The following is a 20,400-nucleotide window of genomic DNA, read 5'->3' as shown; positions in this document are numbered from 1 at the left end:
GAACACCTCCGCCACAACCTCCTCCGTCGGAGTCGACGGCGCACGGAAAGCACGAGCGGCGAACACCGGCTCCGGCAAAGCCGCCCGATCCAGCTTGCCCACCGGCGTCAACGGAATCTCGTCCAGCACGATGATCGTCGTGGGAACCATGTACGCGGGCAATGTCTCGGAGATGAAGTCGACGAGTGTGGCGGTGTCGAATTCCGTTGCCAGTTCTGCCGCCTTGGGCAGTACATAGGACACCAGCATGGTCGTACCGTTGGGTTGCCGCTTGCCCAACGTCACCGCGAACTCGATATCGGGATGGCGGCTCAGCGCATCATCGATCTCGCCGAGTTCGACGCGGAAGCCACGCACCTTCACCTGGAAGTCAGAACGTCCCAGGACTTCGATGCCGCCGGAGCCCAGACGGCGCGCCAGGTCGCCGGTCCGGTACATCCGTGAGCCCGGGTTGCCGCCCTCGCCGCCGAATGGGTTGGCCACAAAGCGTGCCGCGGTGAGACTTCGCCGATTCAGATAACCCGCTGCCAGCGCGGGACCGGACAGGTACAGTTCGCCGACCACTCCGGCAGGGGCCGGGCGCAGGCGGGAATCCAGCACGTACAGACCGAATCCGGGTATGGCGCTGCCGATGGTTATCGTCTCACCCGGCACGAGAGGTGCACTGCTGGTCGCGATGACCGTGGCCTCGGTGGGCCCGTATCCGTTGATCATGGCGCGGCCGCCGCCGGTCCAGCGGTGCACCAGGTGCGGCCCGAACCGGTCACCGATGACCATGACGACTCGCAGGTCCGTGAGACCCGCGGGGTCGACGGACTCCAGTGCCCCGGGTGTGATGAGCATGTGGGTGACGTGTTCGCGCCGTAGCAGATCGGCGAGTTCGAATCCACCGAACACCGTCGGCGGCGCGATCACGAGAGTCGATCCTGTGGCGAAGGCGAGCAGCAGTTCCAGCACCGACACGTCGAAGTTCGGCGAGCAGATATGCATCACCCGGGAGCCGTCTGTGACACCGTAGCGCTCCCGCTCGGACGCCACCATCGCTCCCAGTCCCGAATGGGTGACCACGACCCCCTTGGGGCGTCCGGTCGATCCGGAGGTGAAGATGACGTAGGCGGGATGCTGCTCGGTGAGCATCCGCACCCGATCGGTGTACGAGACCGGGTGCGCGGGCCGCTCCGCGATCCGCTCTCGGTGTCGCGGGTCGTCGAGTTCGATCCAGGGGATGGACGTGCCCAGCGCTTCTCGGTACGCCGAGGTGGTGAGGCCCATCGCGGCCCCTGAATCGGACACCATGTAGGCGATTCGCTCGGGCGGGTAGGTGGGATCGATCGGCACATAGGCAGCGCCTGTCTTCGCGATCGCCCATACCGACAGCACGGACTCGACCGAGCGCCGGATGCCGATGGCCACGACGTCGCCGGGTCCCAGCCCCCGGTCGATCAACTCCCGCGCCAACCGTGACGACGATTCATCGAGCTGCCGGTAGGTCAGCTCCACGGCTTCGGCGGAATCAGCTGTCGCGGCGAACCGGATCGCGACCGTGTCGGCGGCGGATTCGACTGCGGCGGTGAGCAGTTGGCCGAAGAGTGGACCGCCGGAACGGCGACGGCGACTTCCACGCGCAGAACGGCGGTCCATCTTCATTTCGGGTGCTTACTCCTTCAGGTGCTGGACTCGCGGACGAACGTTTCGAGCCGACCCACAGCGTCGCTACAGGCTGGCAATGGTGTCGCAGACAGACCGGTGATATCTCGTTCAGTCAGGTTTCTGTTCCCCGTCGGGGACATAGCGGGAGAGCCGCCTACGGCGCGGCATACTGCGGTGCCGCGCCAAATATGTTGTGTCTCAAATCTTTTCCGCCGGTGTGCTTCGCGGCAGTGCCGCCACACACGTGTCGCTGCGTCCGCCTGCTTCTTCGGTTCGCCCGACCTTGTGGGCAGCAGCGCAACGTGTCATCTCACTCGCGGAAGTCGAAGCGCCGCAGGGCTGTACATCAGCTCGCTGCCTTGACATCCGGGGCGGCGATCGGGCCCGGCCTCAGTGATGCAGCGGGCCGCACCCATACCGGTCATCGGTCCGCAGGGTCAGAAAAATGTGCAGGCAGGGCCACCGGCCGAACTGTCGACGTACCCCGCGCGCAAGATGCGCAGTAGCAGGCACAGCGATCGAGTGGCCGATCCGGTTTCGGCGACGGTCGACGGCTCTTCGAGCGGCGCGGCGGACGCGGCCGACGGGGGTGCGAGGAGTGTGGCCGTCAGGAGGAGGCCTGCGGTGATCGCCTTCATGGACACGAGTATTCGGCGAACTTCGCTGGGTCGCACGACCCCAGTCATCGGGGCGCGCCGCGCTGTCGCGCGGGTAATCAGTGGGATGCCGTGGATCCCAACGGATGCAACGACCAGGGCAAGGTCTCGATCGGCACCGCGGCGGCAGGCCGGTCCATTCGGCTCGTCTTGGATCCGGTCGTGAATTCCGGATCAGTGCCCATGATCACGCGGCCCTCGCCGTTGACCAGCACCACCCGCTGACCGGATGCCCGGAACCGCGGGAGCAGGATCTCCTCGAGCGAGGCGACAGGGACATCCGCACCAGCGACTCCGAGGAAGGTTCCCGAAGGAATCGTGACCGGTACAGCGAATGTGCAAACGTATTGATCGGTGCACGCGTAATCCAGGGCGGGGCCGTGCACCCATCGCCGATCCTGGTCACGCGGAATCGCGAACCATTCCATTCCGGTGTAGTCGTAGAAATATTCGCTGTGCGGGTTCAATTCCAGCAGCAGGCGTTGTGGTCGGCTCTCTGCGTCCAGCAACCACCATTCGAGGTGACGGGGACGATCGGCGAGAATGCCATCAGCGAGCACTACGCCCGCGCTTTCGAGGAGTTTCCCATGCCGCTCGAGTTCACCGACAATGGTGTCGCGAAGCGCAACGAGGTCGGTCGACCGTGGAGTGGACCGCGGCTGATCGGCGAGATCTTCCCACAGCGTTGCCAGCGCCGTCCCGATGATCCCCAGTGATCGGAAAACCTCGTCGGCCAGCTTTCCGACGGTATGAGCGAGCGACTCGACGGTCACCGGGGTGGGGGAATTATCGGTGTCCCTCATCGATCACTGAGCTCCAAGCGTAGGGCGACGAGGCGGCGGATGCGTGATTCGGTTTGTGATTCTGCCAGCTCTCTCGCTCGGGCATCGTCTTCTCGTTCGATCGCGTCCACCAAATTCCGATGAGCGGTCGCCTCGGCCTCCGGGTCCAATTTCAGCCGCGGCAACCAGAGCAACGCGGAGAGTTCGGCTTGCAATGCGACCTCGGCGCGGGTCAACCGGGTGGACTGCGCGCACACCGCCATTTCGATATGAAACCGGCTGTCGGCGCGGCGTGCGGAGATGGGTTCGCTGCTGTCCTTCAGCCGGTCGGCCAGGGAGCGGAGCCGGGCGATATCGGCCCGCAACCCGCGGCGGGCGGCGAACACGGCGGCCGCTCCGGTGACGGCGAAATGTTCATCCCCCAGATCGCGCAACTCTTGAATGCTCATCTGCTGCAATCGCGCCAGCGAGGCGCTCTCGAGAACCTCCGCCGAACCGCGGATGAAGCTGCCACCACCGCGGCCGCGCTTGGTGTGCACGATCCCGCGCTGCCGGAGTACGGCAAGTGCCTCGCGCAGGGTCATCGTCGATATACCCAACTGGTTGGCGAGATCGGTCTCACTCGGCAGTTGCTGGCCGTCTGTCATCAGACCGAGGCTGATCGCGGCGCACAGCCGCTCCACCACGGCATCGGTCTTCGGACCGCCACCTTCGAGAGGTGACAGCACGGCGCCCAAAGCGGTCAATCCGGCGCTCTCCCGGTTCGACAACGCGACTCCTCGGTGGGGGATGTCACCTGATCCTAACAATGAACCCTTGAACTATGAACTCTAATGTCTTAGGTTAAATGCCGTGGAACTGCCTCCCCGGGCACCTTGACGCGCCGACGTCACGATCGAAGCAGGATTCCCTGATGTCCGATAATCAGATCTTTCACCGCGAGCGCCCAGGGTGGGCCGCCCGTGACCGGGCCGGATCGTCCGCCGAAATGGTGGCGCACGGCCGAGTGTGGCCGACCGGTAGTGGCCCGCGCGCCCGTCGGGTGAGCGCACGGCGCAGGAGTGGCCGAGATGGATGATGTGCACCGAACCGAAGTCGACGGATTGCGTGTGACCTGGCGCTTCGTTCAGCACCACTTGATCGCCATCGTCGCCGTGGACCATGCGTCCGACGCTTCGCCGGTAGTGTCGTTCAGCCCCGGCGGTTATCCCGACCTCGCGCAAGCGCGAGAGCTCCTTCCGGAGCTGACCAGGCTGTGGGACGCGGTGCGTCACGAGTTCTGGGCGAAACTCTTCCCGCCGATGCCGCTGGCAAGCGGGCGGCAGGCATGGGCCTGACTCCGGAGGAGTCCGCCTCCCACGGCTGATCCTCGCGCGGCCCCCTTGACTAGAGCTTCACTACAGTGAAAAATTCACTGTAGTGAACCTCTAGTGATAGGTGGTTGGATTGTGGCGGCTCGGCAGGCGAAGCGCGGTAGAAAATGGATTCAAGCGGAGATCGAACGGCTCGATCCCGCGGTGGACAGCGAGCGAATCGTGCGGTTGACGAGCTGTCAGCTGGTGCCGAGGAGCCTGCTCGTGGTGCACCTGTTCTATACAGTCGGTTTCGTGCGCTTCGCCGGGCCGCCCGCGTCGGCGGTCTCGGTGGACCGCAACGGCACCGGGATGCTCTACGAGCAAGGTATCCGACGCGCCGATGAGACCATGTTTCACCTGTTCTCCTGGATCGACGACGGCGTTTCCAGCCCTGTGACCGGCCAGAGCCTGGACTATGTCCGGAATTGGCATTCCACCGTCGCCCGGAACTGGCCCATGCCGTTGCACACTTTTCAGCACAGCGCCGCGGTGTTCACGCTCATCTACGATCGGCTGTTGCGGCAGGTCGCGGGTGCGCCAGGGCTCAGCGAGAAGGAGCGCCGCGCCCAGCTCGTCCACTGGCGCGAGGTCTCGGCACGGCTCGGCGTCGCCGATATTCCGCAGACCTGGCACGACATGCAAGAGTTTCTCCACTCCTACGAGCACGGCCCGGATTTCGCCTGCTCCGAGGCCGGGCAGCGGTTGGCGAATGCGCTCATCGATCAGTTCGCCACGCGGTGGTTTCCACGGCCGCTGCGCTGGTTCGGACGCTGGCTGGCGCTGGCGCTGTCGGAAGAACACGTGATCGAAAGCCTCGGAATCCCACAACCGCCCGCAGCCTTCAGCTACGCGGCGCGTCATATCACCCGGGTCGCGGTCTTCGCGATTCGACATGTCTTGCCGGACCCGCGTGAGATGTTCCGGCTCAGCGAAATCGTCGCCCACCACAGGAAATCCGCGCTGCGGGGGCCGACCGTGGTAGCGAGCTGACGGTGCTTTCTCAGCAGATGGTGGTGGTTGTGAGAAACGTGTTGGTACTGGGTGGGTACGGCGCTGTCGGTGTCCATCTGATGGCCGAATTGCGCGCGAGGGGAGTGCACGCGATCGCGGCCGGACGCGACCCTGCCCGCGCGGACCGGACGGTGGACTCGACCGAACCTGATCTGCGCTCCTATCGCGCCGCTCTGGCGAGTATCGATGTGGTGGTCAATGCGTCCGGTGCCGAGAATCCTCGGCTCGCCGAAATCGCAGGCACACATGGAATCCCATTCGTAGACGTCACAGCCTCGACGGAATATGTCGCCGCGCTGGAACGGCTCGCGCCTGCGGCCGCGGTGGTCGTCGATGTGGGGCTCGCGCCCGGGTTGACGAACCTGCTCGCTGCCGCCGTGCATCGCGCTTCGCCCGGACCGATCGATCTGGTGGTGCTGCTGGGGGCGGGGGAGCGGCATGGGGCGGCCGCGACGGAATGGACATATCGGTTGCTGGGCAATTATTTTCACGATGGCGAGCGAATGGTCCGCAACTACACGGATCCGAAAACGTTCGACCTTCCCGGACAACGCCGTCGACGACTGTATCGGGTCGATTTCTCGGATCAGCACTCGTTGGGTCGCGACCTGGGGGTGCGGGTCAGGACGTACTTCGGTGTCGACTCGACGGTCGCCACCGCGGCGTTGGCCGTCCTGACCTGGCTGCCCGGAGCTTCCCGCGTGCCACGGCGGCTCCATCTGCCTGGCGCCGAAGATTGGCTCGTCCTCGCCCGCGGCCGCCACGGTGTGACGAGGTGGGCGCAAGGGCGAAAGCAATCCCGCGCTACCGCCGTCATCGCGGCGGCCGCTGTCGAGGTGGTGACCCAGCTATCGCCGGGATTTCATCACCTCCACCGGGTCCTCGACCTCGAGGACGTGCCGACCGCGCGTGGAATCGCCATGGGCGCCACCGGCGACCGCACGCTTCGCACGATCGGATCGGTCGAGCCTGTGCAAGGCCAGCGCGCCGACCGCGCCGACCGCGCCGAGACCGACCCAGACCGCCCACTCGACTCCCGCGGCGTGGGCGGCGCCGACCACCGCGCCGGTGGCGAGGTTGCCGCCCAGGATGCCGACGCCGACGACAGTGTTGTAGAAACCGTAATGCGTGGCGACCAGCTTGCCCTCGGCCAGCGATACGACGGTGTCCATCTCGAAGGGGAACACCGCCGCCGTCCCGACCGCCAGTAGCGCCGCCGTCACCAGGAGCGCGGCCACGGCCGCGACCACGCCGAACCGCTGGGGTCCGGGCACGATCGCCAGCGGCAGGAACGACACCGCCAGCACGCTCATGCCGACGACGAGGCTGCGGCCGGAGCTCCAGCGGGAGCGCAACCACGCGGTGATACGCAACTGTCCGGCCACCGCGACCACACCCGAGATCACGAACACCGCTGAGGTCAGGGCCTGTGATCGCGCGCCTGCCACGTAGCCTGCTTGCAACGGCAGCGCGAGATAGACTTGGAACGACAGCACATACGAGCCGATCATCGCCACCGCGAAGGCCACGAACCGGCGATTGGAGACGACGGTGCGCCAATCCTCGAGCACCGAGGTCTTTTCCGCCGGGAGCGCGGCGCGCCGGGTGGGCAGCGCGAACAACTGCGCGACCGTCAGCACCGCGAACACGGCCGCCGCCGCACCCGCCGTTACGCGGAAATCCAACGTCATCAGCAGGAGTCCGGCCAGTGGCCCGGCCAGAATGCCCGCCTGATAGAAGATGTTGAACACCGCGAACGCTTCCACCCGTCGTTCGCCGGTGTCGGCCGCGAGATACGCGCGGACGGCGGGATTGAACAGCGCTCCGGCGAAACCCGTTGCCGCCGAGGCGATCAGCAAACCCGGCAGCGACGTGGCGAACGCCAGCAGCGCGAAACCGCCGGTGCGCAACAGGCATCCGGCCACGATCAGCGGCTTGTAACCGAGCCGGTCGGCGAGCGTACCGCCGACGAGGAACATGCCCTGCTGGGAGAAGTTCCGCATACCCAGCACCAGCCCGACTGCCCACGCGGCCAAGCCCAGTGGGCCGGCCAGGTAGCCGGCCAGATACGGCATCAACATGTAGAAGCCGAAATTGATGCCGAACTGATTGACCATCAGCAGCCGAGCGGCGAGATCGAAGCTGCGGAACTGCGTGAATCCCGTCATCGCGACTGCTTCCGTCCGAAGGCGGCAGCTCTCGGGTCCAGGACACGGGTGCAGCGTGTCCAGGACCGCACGACCCGCTCGGCCGGGTGTCTGATGGTCTCCGGTTCGATCGGCGGATCGGCGTCCAACAAGCCCAGATCCTCGCAGTAGGAGTCGTTGTAGATCGTGTCGAAATAGCGGTGCGGCCCGTCGGGGAAGACGGCCGCGATCCGCGCCTCGGGGTCGTGGCCGCGGGCGGCCCATCCCGCCACCAGAGCGACCGAACCCACGCTCCATCCGCCGCTGGCATGGTGGGTCGCGGCGAGCGTGCGGCACGCCCACACCGCTTCGGAGGGCGCGACCCAATGGACCTCGTCGAAGGCGGCGTAGTCGACGTTGCGTGGGTAGATGCTCGAGCCGAGGCCGCGCATCAGCCGCGTACCAGCCGGTTGCCCGAAGATGGTGGATGCGATCGTATCGACGCCGATCAGCTTCAGATCGGGATTGAACCGGCGCAGGACCCGCGCCACCCCGGCCGAATGGCCGCCGGTGCCGACCGCGCATACCAGCACGTCGACTCCGCCGAGTTGTTCGATCAACTCGATGGCCAGCGATTCGTAGCCGTCGACATTGTCCGGGTTGCTGTACTGATCCGGGCACCACGCGCCGGGCTCGCGGTCGAGCAACTCCGCGACACGGACGCGGCGCGCCTCTTGCCAGCCGCCGGTCGGGTGCGGCTGGTCGACCACGTCGACTCGCGCCCCGTAGGCCGTGAGCATCCGAGCGACAAGAGGCTCCAGACCGGAATCGGTGACCACGGTCACCGGATGGTGGTAGATCATCCCGGCCAGGGCCAACCCCATACCGAGGGTGCCGCTGGTGGACTCCACTATCCGCGCGCCGGGCGCCAGATCGCCGCGTTCCTTGGCCCGCCGCACCATATGCAGGGCGGGACGATCCTTCATCCCGCCCGGATTGAATCCCTCGAGCTTGGCCCAGAACCCTCGGCCGGCGGGTGCCAGCGGTGCGCCGACCCACAACACGGGAGTGTTGCCGACGAGCGCTCGGGGATGCCGCGCCGCGTCCGGGGCGGGCACCAGCGCTGCGGGCACCCCGGCGCGCTCATCGAGCACATACTTGTCCATGACCTTCGCTTTCCGTATCGAAATCGCCCCGTAGGGCGCAGACGTGCATCGGGAACAGACACCGGCCGACGCGGGGACGACACCCGCCGACCTGGCGCTGACCGATCAGCGTCGGGCGATACAGAAGCGCGTCAGCAGTACTCTGCCGCTGACGACGGGAACGGCCGCGACGGGCGGACCGCGTACTCCGGCGGAACCCGCCCGGCCCGCAATCGCGAGGACTACGGCCGCGGCCAGCATCAATAGGAGCAACTGCGGGGGGGCGATACTGCCGCCCCCGGCCGGGAGCGCGGGTGTGATGGCGCAGTGGACTGCGTGCGGTACACCGTGACGGTGCGTCGCGTCGGTGCTGACGTCCGAGTGGTAGTCCAGCGCCGAAACCACGGCCGCCGGGATCGGAGTCACGGCCGCATGGACGTGCCGCGCGACCGTGGAGGAGTGGTCATCGGCATCCAGCAGCGTGCAGTGCAGCAACGGCGCCATGAGCAGCGCCGCGGCAAGCATCGCCAGCGTCAAGCCGCTGGGCCGCAACCATCCGATGAGTTTCACTGTGGAATCCACCCTAGCGACGAGATTTCGATGCGAAAGCTTGCGGGCGCCGGAAAGCATCCCGTTCGAGTGGGACGGTGAGGCGGGCGGGTGGCACTCGGCCGACCAGACATCTGCGGCAATGCGATCCTTCCGGGCAGCTGAATCGCTAGGTACGATACCACCCTAGGGTATTAGGCCGGAGTCACCGCGCCCCTGTCGCCTCGATCCGGACCAAGACCAGAGGACTTCACTGGCACGCCCGGCCGGAAGATCGTCAGCACGTTGACGCTGACAGTCACCCCCTCGGCCCGGAATCTCGGCCCACCCCGGGCTGGGCTACTCACCGCCTCCGGCAGCCCCGGAGGCGGCGAGTCGGTATCACTCGACGGCGGTTGCCTCGAGTTCGACCATCTGGCCGGGGATCGCCAGTCGTGTGATCCCCAGCATCGTGGTAGTCGGTGCCACTTCGGAAGCCGCCAACCGCGACGCCAGCACGCCGTAGTGCTGGAAGAGCAGATCGACGTCGGTGGTGTAGACGTTGAGCCGGACGAGGTTCGCCAGGGACATGCCGGCCTTTCCGAGCACGGCCTCCACGTTGTCCAGGCTCAGCGTCAACTGCGCTGCCATGTCACCGGCATGCTGGGGTTTGCCGTCACCGCTCATCGCGGTCTGCCCGGAGCAGTACAGGGTCCGGGTGTGCCCGCAGACGAGCTCACCTTGGTTGAATCCCATCTGCACCGACCATGTCACCGGGTTGACTGCCGTTCGTTCCGCTACCACATCAGCTCCATTCGATTCGTTGAAGTACGTACGTCCATCGGCCCGATAGCCGCTGTCTGTGACGCCGTGGTGGTAAGCCTCGCAACGAATCACGACATCCTGTGTCGTGTATTCCGCTAAAGTTTTCGCATGCGCGCCGACCGTCTGGTCTCGCTGGTGCTGCTGCTGCGCCGGCACGGTCGGTTGTCCGCGACCACGCTGGCCCGCGAACTGGAGGTTTCCACCCGCACGGTGCTGCGCGACATCGAGGCGCTGTCCGCGGCAGGCGTGCCGGTCTACGCCGAGCGCGGCAGGCACGGCGGTTTCGCATTGTTACCCGGTTTCCAGACCGAGCTCACCGGACTGAATCACGACGAGGCGCTGGCCCTGCTGGTCGCCGGGTCACGGCGCGGCGCGCAGGCATTCGGCCTGGGCTCGGCGCTCGCTTCGGCCATGCGCAAGCTGGTCGACGCGCTACCGGAAAGCTATCGCGCCACCGCGACCGGCGCGGCCCAGCGATTGCTGATCGATCCGGAGACCGACCTCTTCTCGCGCCGGTTGGTCGCTGAGGAGGTGTCCGACGCCGTAGTGGCCGAGATCCGGCGCGCGGTCCTCGCCGGGCACAAGCTGCGCATCCACTACGCGGCTGTGGATCAGACTCCGGAGTGGCGCACGGTGGACCCGATCGGTCTGGTCACCGTGCGCGACCAGGGCTATTTGCTGGCAACAAGATCGGGGGCGGACCGCACCTATCGGCTGTCGCGGGTGTTGGCCGCCGAGGAACTGCCCGATCCCGCACAGCGACCGGACCGGGTGGATCTGGACCGGGCCTGGCGGGAACGCAGCACGCGTTTCCGGACCGGCGGCGACCAAGTCACCGTGCTGGTCCGGGTGCACCCGGCGCGACGGGAAGAGCTGGTGAGCACCGCGCTGGCCGTCCGCGCCGAAGACGCCGACGCGGACGGCTGGTTGCGGCTGGAGGTGACCTTCCAAGATCCCAGACACGCCGAGTGGGCGCTGTGGCAGCTCGCCACGGACGCGGAAGCCCTTGCCCCGCAGTGGTTACGCGCCTGCCTGCGCGACCGCGCCGTCGCGATCGCCACCCGCTACGGAGTGTCGGTCTGACAGTTGCCGCCTGCTGCGGCCCGCTGCCCAAGCCGACAAGGGCTGGCCGGGCTCGCCGCAGTCCGGCCTCTCCCCGCGGCACCTACCCACCGTGGGCAGAGGTGCCCAGCTGTTCCGCAGACGCTCACCGGTTTGGAAGCTCCTCCAGGAGGCATTACCCCTGCGAACAAGCTCGACAAGGAGGTTCAGATGTCGGCTGCAGTATGGGCAATCATCGTCGTCATCGCCATTGTCGTCGTCGCGGCCCTTGTCGCGTTCGTGGTGTGGCCTGCGCTGCGCAGACAGCGATTACGCCGCAAGTTCGGCCCCGAGTACGACCGGACGGTCCGGGAACACGAGGACCGCAAGGCCGCCGAGCGCGAACTCGCCGAACGCGAACGCAGGCACGCACAACTGCGGTTACGCGAACTATCCGACGACGAGAAGCGGGTCTACACCACCCGCTGGGTAGAGGTGCAGGAGCGATTCATCGACGACCCCGCCGGGGCGCTGACGGAAGCCGACCGCCTCGTCACCACGATCATGGCCGAGCGCGGCTATCCCACGGAGAACTACGAGCAGCAGATCGCCGATCTTTCCGTAGAGCACGCCGCGCCGCTGGGCCACTATCGCGCCGCGCACGAAATCGCGACGCGACCCACGGGCACCGCGGTGTCCACCGAAGACCGGCGCACGGCCGTCGTGCACTACCGGGAACTGTTCGAAGACCTGCTCGGCGTGGCCGGCAAGGAGAGCAAGGGCGTGAAATCATGAGCACCGAGTCCGAGCGGCGATTCCCCGGCGACGGCACGCGAAACGAGTCGGCGACCACGGCGGGCACCGGCGCCGACTACGACAGGTACGGCGCGGGAACTCCCGAGACGGGCCGTCGCCCCGAGACCGACGCCGAGCGGGTCGGTGAACCAGGAGCGGTATCGCACGGCGGCGAGCGGAGTGCGGACCCCGACGTGGTCGGTTCCGGAGGCGAGCGGCGTGCAGGCGATGAGGTCGAGGCAGACCGCCCCGCTCACGCAGCCGATCGATCGGACGCAGTGCACGCGAATGCTCGGGCAGGGGAGTCCGCAACCGACACCCAGCGCGGGGAACCCATCGACGGCACGGGGGTAGGCAACGCCGTGCCATCCGAGTCCCGGGACTCGGTGCCGGGAGCCGGCGTCGGGCCGAGCGCCGCTCCCGTGGCAGGCGATCAGCCCGCTCCGCTGTTCGCCGAAGCCGATTTCGATCGCCTGCGCACCCAGTGGCGGGAGGTCCAAGTCACCTTCGTCGACGATCCCGGGGCTGCCGTCGCACGCGCCGACGACTTGGTCAACGACGCCATCGAGCAGATGATCGCCACCTACCAGCAGCGCAAGCGCGAACTGGACGAGCGGCGCGGCGACACGGCGGACACCGAGAACCTCCGGCAGGTGCTGCGCGGCTACCGGGCGTTCTTCGATCAGTTGCTCTCGACCGGCGCCTAGCCGGAGCGAACCCATGAGTGTCTTCGGATTGGTCACCGGCACGGTCGACCAAGCGACGGATTGGGTCGCCCAGCAGGTGAAGGCGCGGATCCCGTCCGCCGATCCCGCCGACCGCGACCCGGAATTCATCGGCGACACCATGGGTTTGGGCTGGCTGTTCGCGCGCCTCTACTTCCGGGCGGAGGTGCGCGGCCTGGAGCGGATACCCGAGGAAGGGCCGATGTTGCTGGTGGCGAACCACTCCGGCGGCAACGTGTCGCCGGAGGTCATGGTGACCACCCTGGCGTTCGTCCGCCGTTTCGGCCCGCAGCGGCCCTTCTTCCAGCTTGCCCACGACATGGTGATGGCCTACCCGGTGATCGGCTCGTTGCTGCGCCGCTTCGGTACGGTGAACGCCGACGCGGCCAACGCCGCGCGAGCACTGCGCGACGGCGCGGCGGTGCTGGTCTATCCCGGCGGCGACTGGGAGGTGCACCGCCCGACCTGGGAGGAGGACCGGATCGACTTCGCCGGTCGTACCGGTTTTCTCCGCCTGGCCTGGGACGAGCGGGTCCCGATCGTGCCGGTGGTGAATATCGGTGCGCAGCAGAGTCAGCTGGTACTCACCCGTGGGGACCGGATCGCACGCCTGCTTCGGCTGGACCGGATGCTGCGGCTGAAGGTCTTCCCGATCTCGCTCGCACTCCCATGGGGGCTCGACGTAGGAGATCTCGCCGGTCATCTGCCGTTGCCCAGCAAGATCACCGTCGAGTTCCTGGACCCGATCGACCTGCGGGCGGCCTTGGGTCCGGAACTCGATCTGGACCAGGCCTACCAGTTCGTCACCGGAACCATGCAACGGGCGCTGACCAAGCTCGATGACGAGCGGACCCTGCCGATCGTCGGCTGACCGCCGTTTGCGCCCGAAGCCGGCCCCTTTTATGGTACCGTTCGTAACATATATTCGATCGTGTGATGGAGGTCTCCCGTGCGCGAAATCGCGCATGAAAGGTTCGGATCGCTGGCCGCCCCGGGCACCGAGGGCGGCGGAGCGGCGCTGGACCAAGTAGCGGCCATGACCGGCGCCGCGGGGCTCGTCGCCGTCGTTCTGCTTTGGATCGGGTATCTGCACCGCACCCGGCGCATCACTTGGCTCCAGCGGATCGCCGACCGTCTCGGCCGATTGTTCAACCGCCCCGGCTGGGTCGCTCTTCCGCTCGCGCTGTTCCTCGCGACGATCCTGACCGCGCTGTTGGGATTCATCTGGGACGTCAGCCTGCACGTGGGCAACGGCCGGGATGACGGGCCGCTGGCGAACCCGGCCCACTACTTCATCCTCGCGGGATTGTTCTTCCTGTTCACCGCCGGGATGTCGGCGATCGTGCTTCCGTTGGACGAAAAGCCCGGGCCCGCGGCAGTGCGGATCACCCGCACGTGGTACGCGCCCGTCGGCGGCATCCTCATCGCAGGCGCCGGCCTGTACGCCTTGATCGGATTCCCCCTCGACGACCTTTGGCATCGGCTGTTCGGCCAGGATGTCACCCTGTGGGGGCCGACGCATCTGATGCTCATCGGTGGCGCGGGCTTATCGCTGGTAGGCGTGCTGCTGCTGGAGTTCGAGGGCAGGCACAGCCGGCCCGAGGCCGACCGTCCGGACGGGCGGCGGATGTGGCTGCTGCGGGCCTTCGCCTTCGGCGGCCTGCTCATCGGGCTCTCGGTGTTCCAGGTGGAGTTCGACTTCGGCGTGCAGCAGTTCCGGCTCGTCCTGCAGCCGATGCTCATCGTCGCGGCTGCCTCCATTTCCCTCGTCGCTGCCCGTGCGAGCCTCGGGCCGTTGAGCACCCTGGTCGTTGTGGGCTTCGCCGCATCGGTCCGTGCCGTGGTGGCCGTGTTGGTCGGCGGGCCGGTCATCGACGCGCCGCGCAACGTATTCCCGCTCTATCTCGGCTGCGCGGTCGTGGTCGAACTGCTCGCGCTGCTGCCGCTGACCCGGCGGCCGATCTGGTGGGGTGCGCTGTGCGGGCTCGGCATCGCGACGGTGGGACTATGGCTGGAATCCCTCTGGATCGGTGCGATGTTCGTCAATCCGTGGCCGACCGCCATGTGGCCGGAACTCCTGGCGATGGCTGTCCCCACGAGCATCGCGGGCGGTGTCGTCGGCGCGCTGCTGGCGATGACGCTACGGGGTGAACCGCTGCCGCGTCCGCCGGTGCGCCGCGGGTTGATGGTCGCCGCGGTCGCGATCGTGGCGGCCGCGACTGCCAACGGTCTGCTCATGGACGTACCGGAGCGGGCGGAGGCCACAGTCACACTGCGCGACGCCGAATCCGCCACGGACGCAAGGATGGTGCTCGCGGACGTTCGCCTCACGCCCACCGATCTCGTCGGCTCCGACCCCGAGTGGATGCAGGTCCTGGCCTGGCAAGGCGGGATCGGGGGAGACAGTCCCGGTCGCGGACTGGTCGTCGACCAGCTGCGGCGAGTGGGCCCCGGCCACTACGTCTCGACCGAACCCGTTCCGGCGCACGGGTCGTGGAAGACCGTCCTGCGGTTGCAGGACGGGCGCGTCCTGACCGCGGCGCCGATCTTCATGCCCGCGGACCCCGGCATCGGCGTCGAAGAGGTTCCCGCGCTCGCCTCGTTCACCCGGCCGTTCATCTCCGAGATCACCGTGCTGCAACGGGAGCGGTCGTTCGACCACCCCTCCTGGTTGTTCGCCGCGGCGTCGCTCGTCGTACTGCTGTGCAGCCTCGTCCTCGTCGGGGCGTTGTCCTGGGGTGCGGCGCGGATCAACGACCGGTACCCGCACGTCGGCCGGACGGTGACGCCGGAGCCCGTGGGGTCGCGATGAACCCGGAATACGACGGCGTGGACGTGCTGGCCGATCATTCGATTCTGCTGGCGATCCCGGCCTTCCTGCCCGCGTTGCTCGTGGTCGCCGTCGTCGTGTTCGTCGCCCTGCGAGACCGTCGGGCGCACCAGCACGAACGGACGGCGGGGTCGACGGCCGAACACGGCGCGGACAAGGAGGAATGATGGCATCCGTGCGGCGCTGGTCCGCGCTCGTGATTCTCGGGGGTCTGCTCGTGACCGGCTGCGCTTCATCCGATCCCGCGCCCTCCGCGTCGACGACCGCGGTGGCTGGGGACACGGACAGCCTCGTCGTCGCAGTACGGATCGCCGCAGGCTCGGTGAGTCCGGCCGACGTCCGCCTGGAGACCCGGGTAGGACGACCGATCGAGATCGTGGTCGACAGCGACACCGACGACGAAATGCACGTTCACGCCACACCAGAGCGCACCTTCCCGATCACCCCGGGCGCAGGCCAGCGGTTCCGCTTCACCGTAGAGGTGCCGGGACGGGTGGAGATCGAGCTGCACCACGCCCGGCGCACGGTGGCGACACTGCTCGTGCGCGGATGACAGTTCTGGCCCACGGCATCGGCGGTGCCACCGACCTGCCGATCCCGCTGTCGTACGCGCTCGTCGGCGCCGCTTGGGCTTTGACCTTCTCGTTCGCGGTCCTCGCGGTCGCCTGGCGCCGACCGCGGCTGGAACCACGATCACCGGGATTCGAGCTCCCCTCGGTAGTCGGAGCGATCGTGGACGCCGAGCCGATTCGGATCGGCATTTCGGTGGTGAGCGCGGCCGTCACCCTCGCCGTCGTCGCGATCGGCGTGTTCGGACCTTCCGACCCGGGACGCAATCCCGTCCCCGGTGTCGTCTACATTTTCCTGTGGGTCGGTGTCATGGTCGCCTCGCTGATCGCCGGACCCGTTTGGAAGATCCTGTCCCCGGCGCGTGCCGTGCACCGCGTCGTCTGCCTGGTGTCGCGCCGTCCGCCCACTCGCGGTCTGCTCCGTTATCCCAGCTCTTGGGGACAGTGGCCCGCCGTGCTCGGCCTGTTCTCCTTCGTGTGGCTCGAACTGGCCTACCCCGAACCGGGCTCGGTGGCCGCGGTGACCACCTGGCTCGTCGCATACCTCGTCGTCAGCACGATCGGACTGATCGTGTGGGGCACGACATGGGCCGAGCGGGCCGACCCGCTCGAGGTGTACAGCAGCCTGTTGGGCAGGCTGAGTCCGCTCGGACGTCGCGAAACCGGTGAGCTCGTGCTGCGCTCACCGTTGGACAACCTGGCGGGCACTCCGGCACGGATCGGCGGGGTGGCCGTCGCCGCCACCCTGCTCGGCTCGACGGCATTCGACAGCTTCACCACCTTCCCGTCCTGGCGCAGCGTGCTCGCCGAGGCGGGCAGCAACGGATCCGAAGTCCTGCCGACCGTACTGAACACATTGGGGCTGCTCGGCTTCATCGCTGTCGTCGGGGTAGCGTTCCGAATCGCCGCCCGAGCGACCGGAGGTCTGCCCGAAGACGAGCAGAGACGACTTCCCGCTCGTCTGGCACACAGCCTGACCCCGATCGTCGCCGGCTATCTGGTGGCCCACTACCTCACGTTCCTGGTGGAGAAGGGGCAGGCGACGATGCTCTTGTTCGCGGATCCGTTCGGACGAGGGTGGAATCTCGCCGGGCTCGCCGACCGCGACGTCGCCTACCTCCTGTCCACCCACCCCGCGGCGCTGGGGACGATCAAGGTCTCGGCCGTGGTGGTCGGCCACATCCTCGGTGTCGCCGCGGCCCACGACCGCTGCCTGCGACTGCTTCCGCCCGCGCACCGGCTCACCGGTCAACTGGCTCTGATGCTCACTATGGTCGGTTTCACCTTCACCGGTCTCTACCTGTTGTTAGAACACCCATTCGGCAGCGATTTCGCCACGTATGTGGGTTCATAGCGCGTTGGGCTACCTCATGGTTCGGGGTCGCCGAGGCTTTGCCGTCGGCTGGGGGACAGGGGATGTGGTTCGGTGTCAGGCAGCAGCGGGTGCGGCTCGCCGGTCAACGTGACCAGTGCCTCGACTACATCGCCGATGGTGGGCAACACGCTCGTCGGCATCGTCCCTGCCGGGGTCGCCGTTCTGTTCGATGCGAGAAGCGCTTATCAATTTCGCTTCACAAACAGCGCGCTGTCTCGAGACCGGTGAACGGGAACCGCTCACCATCGCCCGATCCGGTGTCGACCGAATACGCCGGAAGGGTCCGCGGGAGGACGACGATTTCGTCGGCTATCGCCGGAGTTTGTCCATCGCGCGCCTGGCCTGCTGTTCGGTAGTCCGCTGGATGTCATCGATGTCGGCGGTGGTTGTGGGCGCGACACCATGGGAGTGGCTGAATTCGAACCTCATGGACACTTCGATATAGAGGTTGTCGTCGAGGACACCGATCTGATAATCGACCCGGGTATTCTCCCCGAATTCGATGACATCGCGCTCGAAGTATGCTTTTTGCCCGAGATCAGGCACGCCACCCCTCGACCTGTACTCCATGTGAGGCTCCCATGAGGGGTTCGCCTGGCTCTCATAGACGGTGCCGGCACGGCGGTGTGATGGCCATACGGAGGTGGAGACGGAGATCGTTGCGTCTATGGCCGTTCCCTCTATCTCCGGAGCCTGTGCATACCGACCGCGCATAACGCTCGATGCAGTGCAGTCGTGGTAGCGATCGCCGACAACAGGGTTGTAGTCTCCCTCTCGCGTGGTCGACTCGGTGCCGGTCCATCTTCGTAGCACCGAGCCGTCGATGAGGCCGCAGGGGTCCGTCGCGTTTTCCGCGGCGTAGGTCGTCTTCGTCCAGGGCAGCTTGCCGGAGGACACCGAGTCGAACGCGATGACGGCGACCGCGACGACGACCATTCCCGCAATCAGCAGTGAGATCCACAGTATCCGGCGCGATACGCGTGGCTTGCCCATCCGTGGCGTGACACCTCGCCACGGCTGTGCGCTGTCAGGGTGTTCGGTGGGAGACATCAGGATCCATTCGTCCGCTGTGTTTCTGCCACGTCATGATCTCCGGTCGAGCTAGCGAAGTCCTTAAGGCTCGGTTGTCACCAGTGAGTGACATCGGATCCACGTCTCTGCCCCTGGAACGCAGTTCCTGGCGTACGCGGGCATGCCGCAGTCCTGCCGAGACGGCGCCGACCATAAGCAGCTGTCGCTGGAGCGGTACGTCGCGGACGGCTTCGGCATCGACCTGCCCCGCCCGAGGATGCGGCCAATCCATGGCGACGCAGTGGATCCACGGCAGCCCAGAAGTGCGTTCGAGCCGGAGACCGTCGAGGACGAGGACAGCCGCCGGCGGAGAACGAACGGATGGATCCCGCACGCGGGCCACGGAGCCTGTGGGCAACCCAGTGCTGAGCAGGGGCGTCCGCAGGCTGAAGACAGCGGGACCGGCGCTGCTATCCGTAGCGAATTCGCAGTGCGCTCGGACAGGCTCTGTAGTTTCCGCCCATGGCGCCGAACCGGTCGGCGAGGTGAGCGTCACCGCGCGGCAGGCACGGTCGGTCCTCGCCTGGCTACAGCAGCCCGATGGAGCTGACGTCAGAGACAGAGATGCCCGACAGGCGTGGCTCTAGGCTGGCTGGGTGGAGTTCACAACGGATTTCGAGCGCGGTGGGTGGCTGCTGGCGCGCGTCGGCGAACACGGGGTCGGCGGCATCGCGGGTACCGGCTTCGAGGCTTATGCGCGGATCCTGCATCCGGTCGAGGCGACCCGCCGCGACGTCACGGTCACCGACGAGTGGGGCAATCCGGCGATCGTGGAGGAGGCGATGTGGCCGTGGGCCGAGGTCGCCGCGCGCAACGGCAGAGTGATGCATCCGTTGGTGCAGTGGCGCAACCTCACCGATGATGAGGACGAGGCGGCGATGTCGTTCGACGACGGCTGGGAAGTCGGCCAGACCGTCGAGGGATGGTTCGACCCGAGCCTGCTGGCCGCGCTCACTGTCCACCTTCGCGCAGCCACCGAGACACCGGAAGAGGTGACGGCTGGAGTTTGGAATGGATTCGGCGAGTTGCACACATCCTCGGGCGCGGTGTTCGTCGCCTCCACCGACGGCGATCCGCGCAACCTCGAGCGCGAGCGAGCTCGAATCGACGCCGAGCTGGCTGCCTCTGTCTCGCCGCAAGTCGGACGGGCGGTCGAGGCGGGGCCTTTCCTGCAGTGGCCGGGACGCGACTTCATGCTGTTCGACACCAGTCTCTCCGAACTCGCCGACCCCAGGTGGGTGCATGCGGCGGGCCTGGGATGGACGACCGACTTCCCCGGAGTGACGCCGCAGCTGCTCTGGCCCGCCGACCACGCATGGGTCGTGGCCAGCGAGATCGACTTCGACTCCACGATCGTCGCCGGCTCACGTGCTCTGATCGACGCGGTTGTGGCCGACGATCGTTTCGAGGCCTTCGAGATCACCGAGAATTCGGATCTGAGCTGGGACGGCGACACCATCAACCCCGCGCCGAAGGACTGAGATGTCGGCGAGGACTCGACCAGGGCGTGCAACCGAGGTCCACGACGACCTCACGAACAAGGCGGCAGTACTCATGGACTCGGCGGCCGCACGCCTCGAGACGGCTCACTAGTCCGCACGAGGAGCAGTGATCGGACGGCGACCGATGATTGCGCCCACGCTCGATCACCAGGTTCTCCGCCGACCCCGTCCGACGCGCAGCAAATGAGCCCGCCGACGACGCCGAACCCATGAGCTCGCCGATCACCCGTAAAGCCTTGTCCGCCATGCACTTCTCCCATGTTCGACAACGTTCGCGGGCATACTCTTGTCAACGTCGGTCGAATCGTGACCCGGCTTGTTCGCTGGAATCTTGACCCACCCTTTGGTTGGTTTCAGTCGTTGGTTTTGGCCGCGGGGACGCGGCCGAGGTCTCGGTCTTTGAGGCGGTAGCTG

Annotated in this window: 20 protein-coding genes; 11 read left to right on the top strand and 9 right to left on the bottom strand. The window is 67.0% G+C overall.

Features of this window, described 5'->3' with window-relative positions; translation table 11 throughout:
* From GVY39_RS32905 to GVY39_RS32890, 4 genes are all read right to left on the bottom strand, one after another.
* Positions 1-1,647: amino acid adenylation domain-containing protein (locus GVY39_RS32905; protein ID WP_159930877.1), on the bottom strand; the 1,647-nt coding region annotated here is incomplete at its 3' end.
* Between the two features lie 440 nt (positions 1,648-2,087).
* Complete coding sequence (locus GVY39_RS32900) at positions 2,088-2,288, bottom strand: hypothetical protein (RefSeq protein ID WP_159930878.1); 201 nt, start codon at positions 2,286-2,288, stop codon at positions 2,088-2,090.
* A gap of 77 nt (positions 2,289-2,365) precedes the next feature.
* Positions 2,366-3,109, bottom strand: coding sequence for a cache domain-containing protein (locus tag GVY39_RS32895; protein WP_159930879.1), 744 nt, complete (start codon positions 3,107-3,109; stop codon positions 2,366-2,368).
* Complete coding sequence (locus GVY39_RS32890; RefSeq protein ID WP_201295435.1) at positions 3,106-3,858, bottom strand: FadR/GntR family transcriptional regulator; 753 nt, start codon at positions 3,856-3,858, stop codon at positions 3,106-3,108. Before GVY39_RS32890 ends, GVY39_RS32895 begins: the two co-directional genes overlap by 4 nt.
* Positions 3,859-4,158: 300 nt before the next feature.
* On the opposite strand from GVY39_RS32890, the gene GVY39_RS32885 reads away from it, so the two are divergent.
* Positions 4,159-4,425, top strand: a complete 267-nt coding sequence (locus GVY39_RS32885) for a hypothetical protein (protein WP_159930880.1) — start codon at positions 4,159-4,161, stop codon at positions 4,423-4,425.
* A 111-nt stretch (positions 4,426-4,536) separates the two neighbouring features.
* Positions 4,537-5,433, top strand: a complete 897-nt coding sequence (locus GVY39_RS32880; RefSeq protein WP_159930881.1) for an oxygenase MpaB family protein — start codon at positions 4,537-4,539, stop codon at positions 5,431-5,433.
* An 869-nt stretch (positions 5,434-6,302) separates the two neighbouring features.
* On the opposite strand, the gene GVY39_RS32875 is transcribed toward GVY39_RS32880, so the two are convergent.
* The 4 genes from GVY39_RS32875 to GVY39_RS32860 all read right to left on the bottom strand — a co-directional run bounded on the left by GVY39_RS32875 (position 6,303) and on the right by GVY39_RS32860 (position 10,009).
* The gene (locus GVY39_RS32875; protein ID WP_159930882.1) at positions 6,303-7,622 is read right to left on the bottom strand and encodes an MFS transporter; all 1,320 of its coding nucleotides are present in this window, start codon (positions 7,620-7,622) and stop codon (positions 6,303-6,305) included.
* Positions 7,619-8,746 carry a PLP-dependent cysteine synthase family protein gene (locus GVY39_RS32870; protein WP_159930883.1) on the bottom strand — a complete coding sequence of 376 codons (1,128 nt, stop codon included), beginning with the start codon at positions 8,744-8,746 and terminating at the stop codon, positions 7,619-7,621. The genes GVY39_RS32875 and GVY39_RS32870 overlap by 4 nt, the downstream gene beginning before the upstream one ends.
* Positions 8,747-8,851: 105 nt before the next feature.
* Positions 8,852-9,307 carry a hypothetical protein gene (locus GVY39_RS32865; RefSeq protein WP_159930884.1) on the bottom strand — a complete coding sequence of 152 codons (456 nt, stop codon included), beginning with the start codon at positions 9,305-9,307 and terminating at the stop codon, positions 8,852-8,854.
* Between the two features lie 348 nt (positions 9,308-9,655).
* Positions 9,656-10,009, bottom strand: a complete 354-nt coding sequence (locus GVY39_RS32860; protein WP_159930893.1) for a RidA family protein — start codon at positions 10,007-10,009, stop codon at positions 9,656-9,658.
* 177 nt (positions 10,010-10,186) lie between these two features.
* Here GVY39_RS32860 and GVY39_RS32855 point away from each other — a divergent pair, with 177 nt between their 5' ends.
* From GVY39_RS32855 to GVY39_RS32820, 8 genes are all read left to right on the top strand, one after another.
* Complete coding sequence (locus GVY39_RS32855; RefSeq protein WP_159930885.1) at positions 10,187-11,161, top strand: YafY family protein; 975 nt, start codon at positions 10,187-10,189, stop codon at positions 11,159-11,161.
* A 189-nt stretch (positions 11,162-11,350) separates the two neighbouring features.
* A complete protein-coding gene (locus GVY39_RS32850) occupies positions 11,351-11,914 on the top strand; it encodes a hypothetical protein (RefSeq protein WP_159930886.1) in 564 nt (187 codons plus the stop codon).
* Entirely contained in the window at positions 11,911-12,621 is a 711-nt protein-coding gene (locus GVY39_RS32845) for a hypothetical protein (RefSeq protein WP_159930887.1), read from the top strand. The genes GVY39_RS32850 and GVY39_RS32845 overlap by 4 nt, the downstream gene beginning before the upstream one ends.
* A 13-nt stretch (positions 12,622-12,634) precedes the next feature.
* Positions 12,635-13,510 carry a 1-acyl-sn-glycerol-3-phosphate acyltransferase gene (locus GVY39_RS32840; RefSeq protein ID WP_159930888.1) on the top strand — a complete coding sequence of 292 codons (876 nt, stop codon included), beginning with the start codon at positions 12,635-12,637 and terminating at the stop codon, positions 13,508-13,510.
* Positions 13,511-13,675: 165 nt separating this feature from the next.
* The gene (locus GVY39_RS32835) at positions 13,676-15,451 is read left to right on the top strand and encodes a hypothetical protein (RefSeq protein WP_236565810.1); all 1,776 of its coding nucleotides are present in this window, start codon (positions 13,676-13,678) and stop codon (positions 15,449-15,451) included.
* Positions 15,448-15,636 (top strand): hypothetical protein, encoded by a 189-nt coding sequence (locus GVY39_RS32830; protein WP_159930889.1) that lies wholly within the window; start codon positions 15,448-15,450, stop codon positions 15,634-15,636. The genes GVY39_RS32835 and GVY39_RS32830 overlap by 4 nt, the downstream gene beginning before the upstream one ends.
* The gene (locus GVY39_RS32825) at positions 15,636-16,022 is read left to right on the top strand and encodes a hypothetical protein (RefSeq protein WP_159930895.1); all 387 of its coding nucleotides are present in this window, start codon (positions 15,636-15,638) and stop codon (positions 16,020-16,022) included. Before GVY39_RS32830 ends, GVY39_RS32825 begins: the two co-directional genes overlap by 1 nt.
* A complete protein-coding gene (locus GVY39_RS32820) occupies positions 16,019-17,392 on the top strand; it encodes a hypothetical protein (RefSeq protein ID WP_159930890.1) in 1,374 nt (457 codons plus the stop codon). The genes GVY39_RS32825 and GVY39_RS32820 overlap by 4 nt, the downstream gene beginning before the upstream one ends.
* A gap of 330 nt (positions 17,393-17,722) precedes the next feature.
* Here the strand turns inward: GVY39_RS32820 and GVY39_RS32815 are convergent, their stop codons facing one another.
* Positions 17,723-18,406, bottom strand: a complete 684-nt coding sequence (locus GVY39_RS32815; RefSeq protein WP_159930891.1) for a hypothetical protein — start codon at positions 18,404-18,406, stop codon at positions 17,723-17,725.
* A gap of 674 nt (positions 18,407-19,080) precedes the next feature.
* On the opposite strand from GVY39_RS32815, the gene GVY39_RS32810 reads away from it, so the two are divergent.
* Positions 19,081-19,965 (top strand): hypothetical protein, encoded by an 885-nt coding sequence (locus GVY39_RS32810; protein ID WP_159930892.1) that lies wholly within the window; start codon positions 19,081-19,083, stop codon positions 19,963-19,965.
* Positions 19,966-20,400: the final 435 nt, after the last annotated feature.

The sequence above is a fragment of the Nocardia sp. CY15 genome (assembly GCF_009829295.1).
In the GTDB taxonomy this organism is placed as follows: Bacteria; Actinomycetota; Actinomycetes; order Mycobacteriales; family Mycobacteriaceae; genus Nocardia; species Nocardia sputi.
The sequence above is the reverse complement of the archived record's forward strand: the minus strand, read 5'-3'. Positions and strand labels throughout refer to the sequence as shown.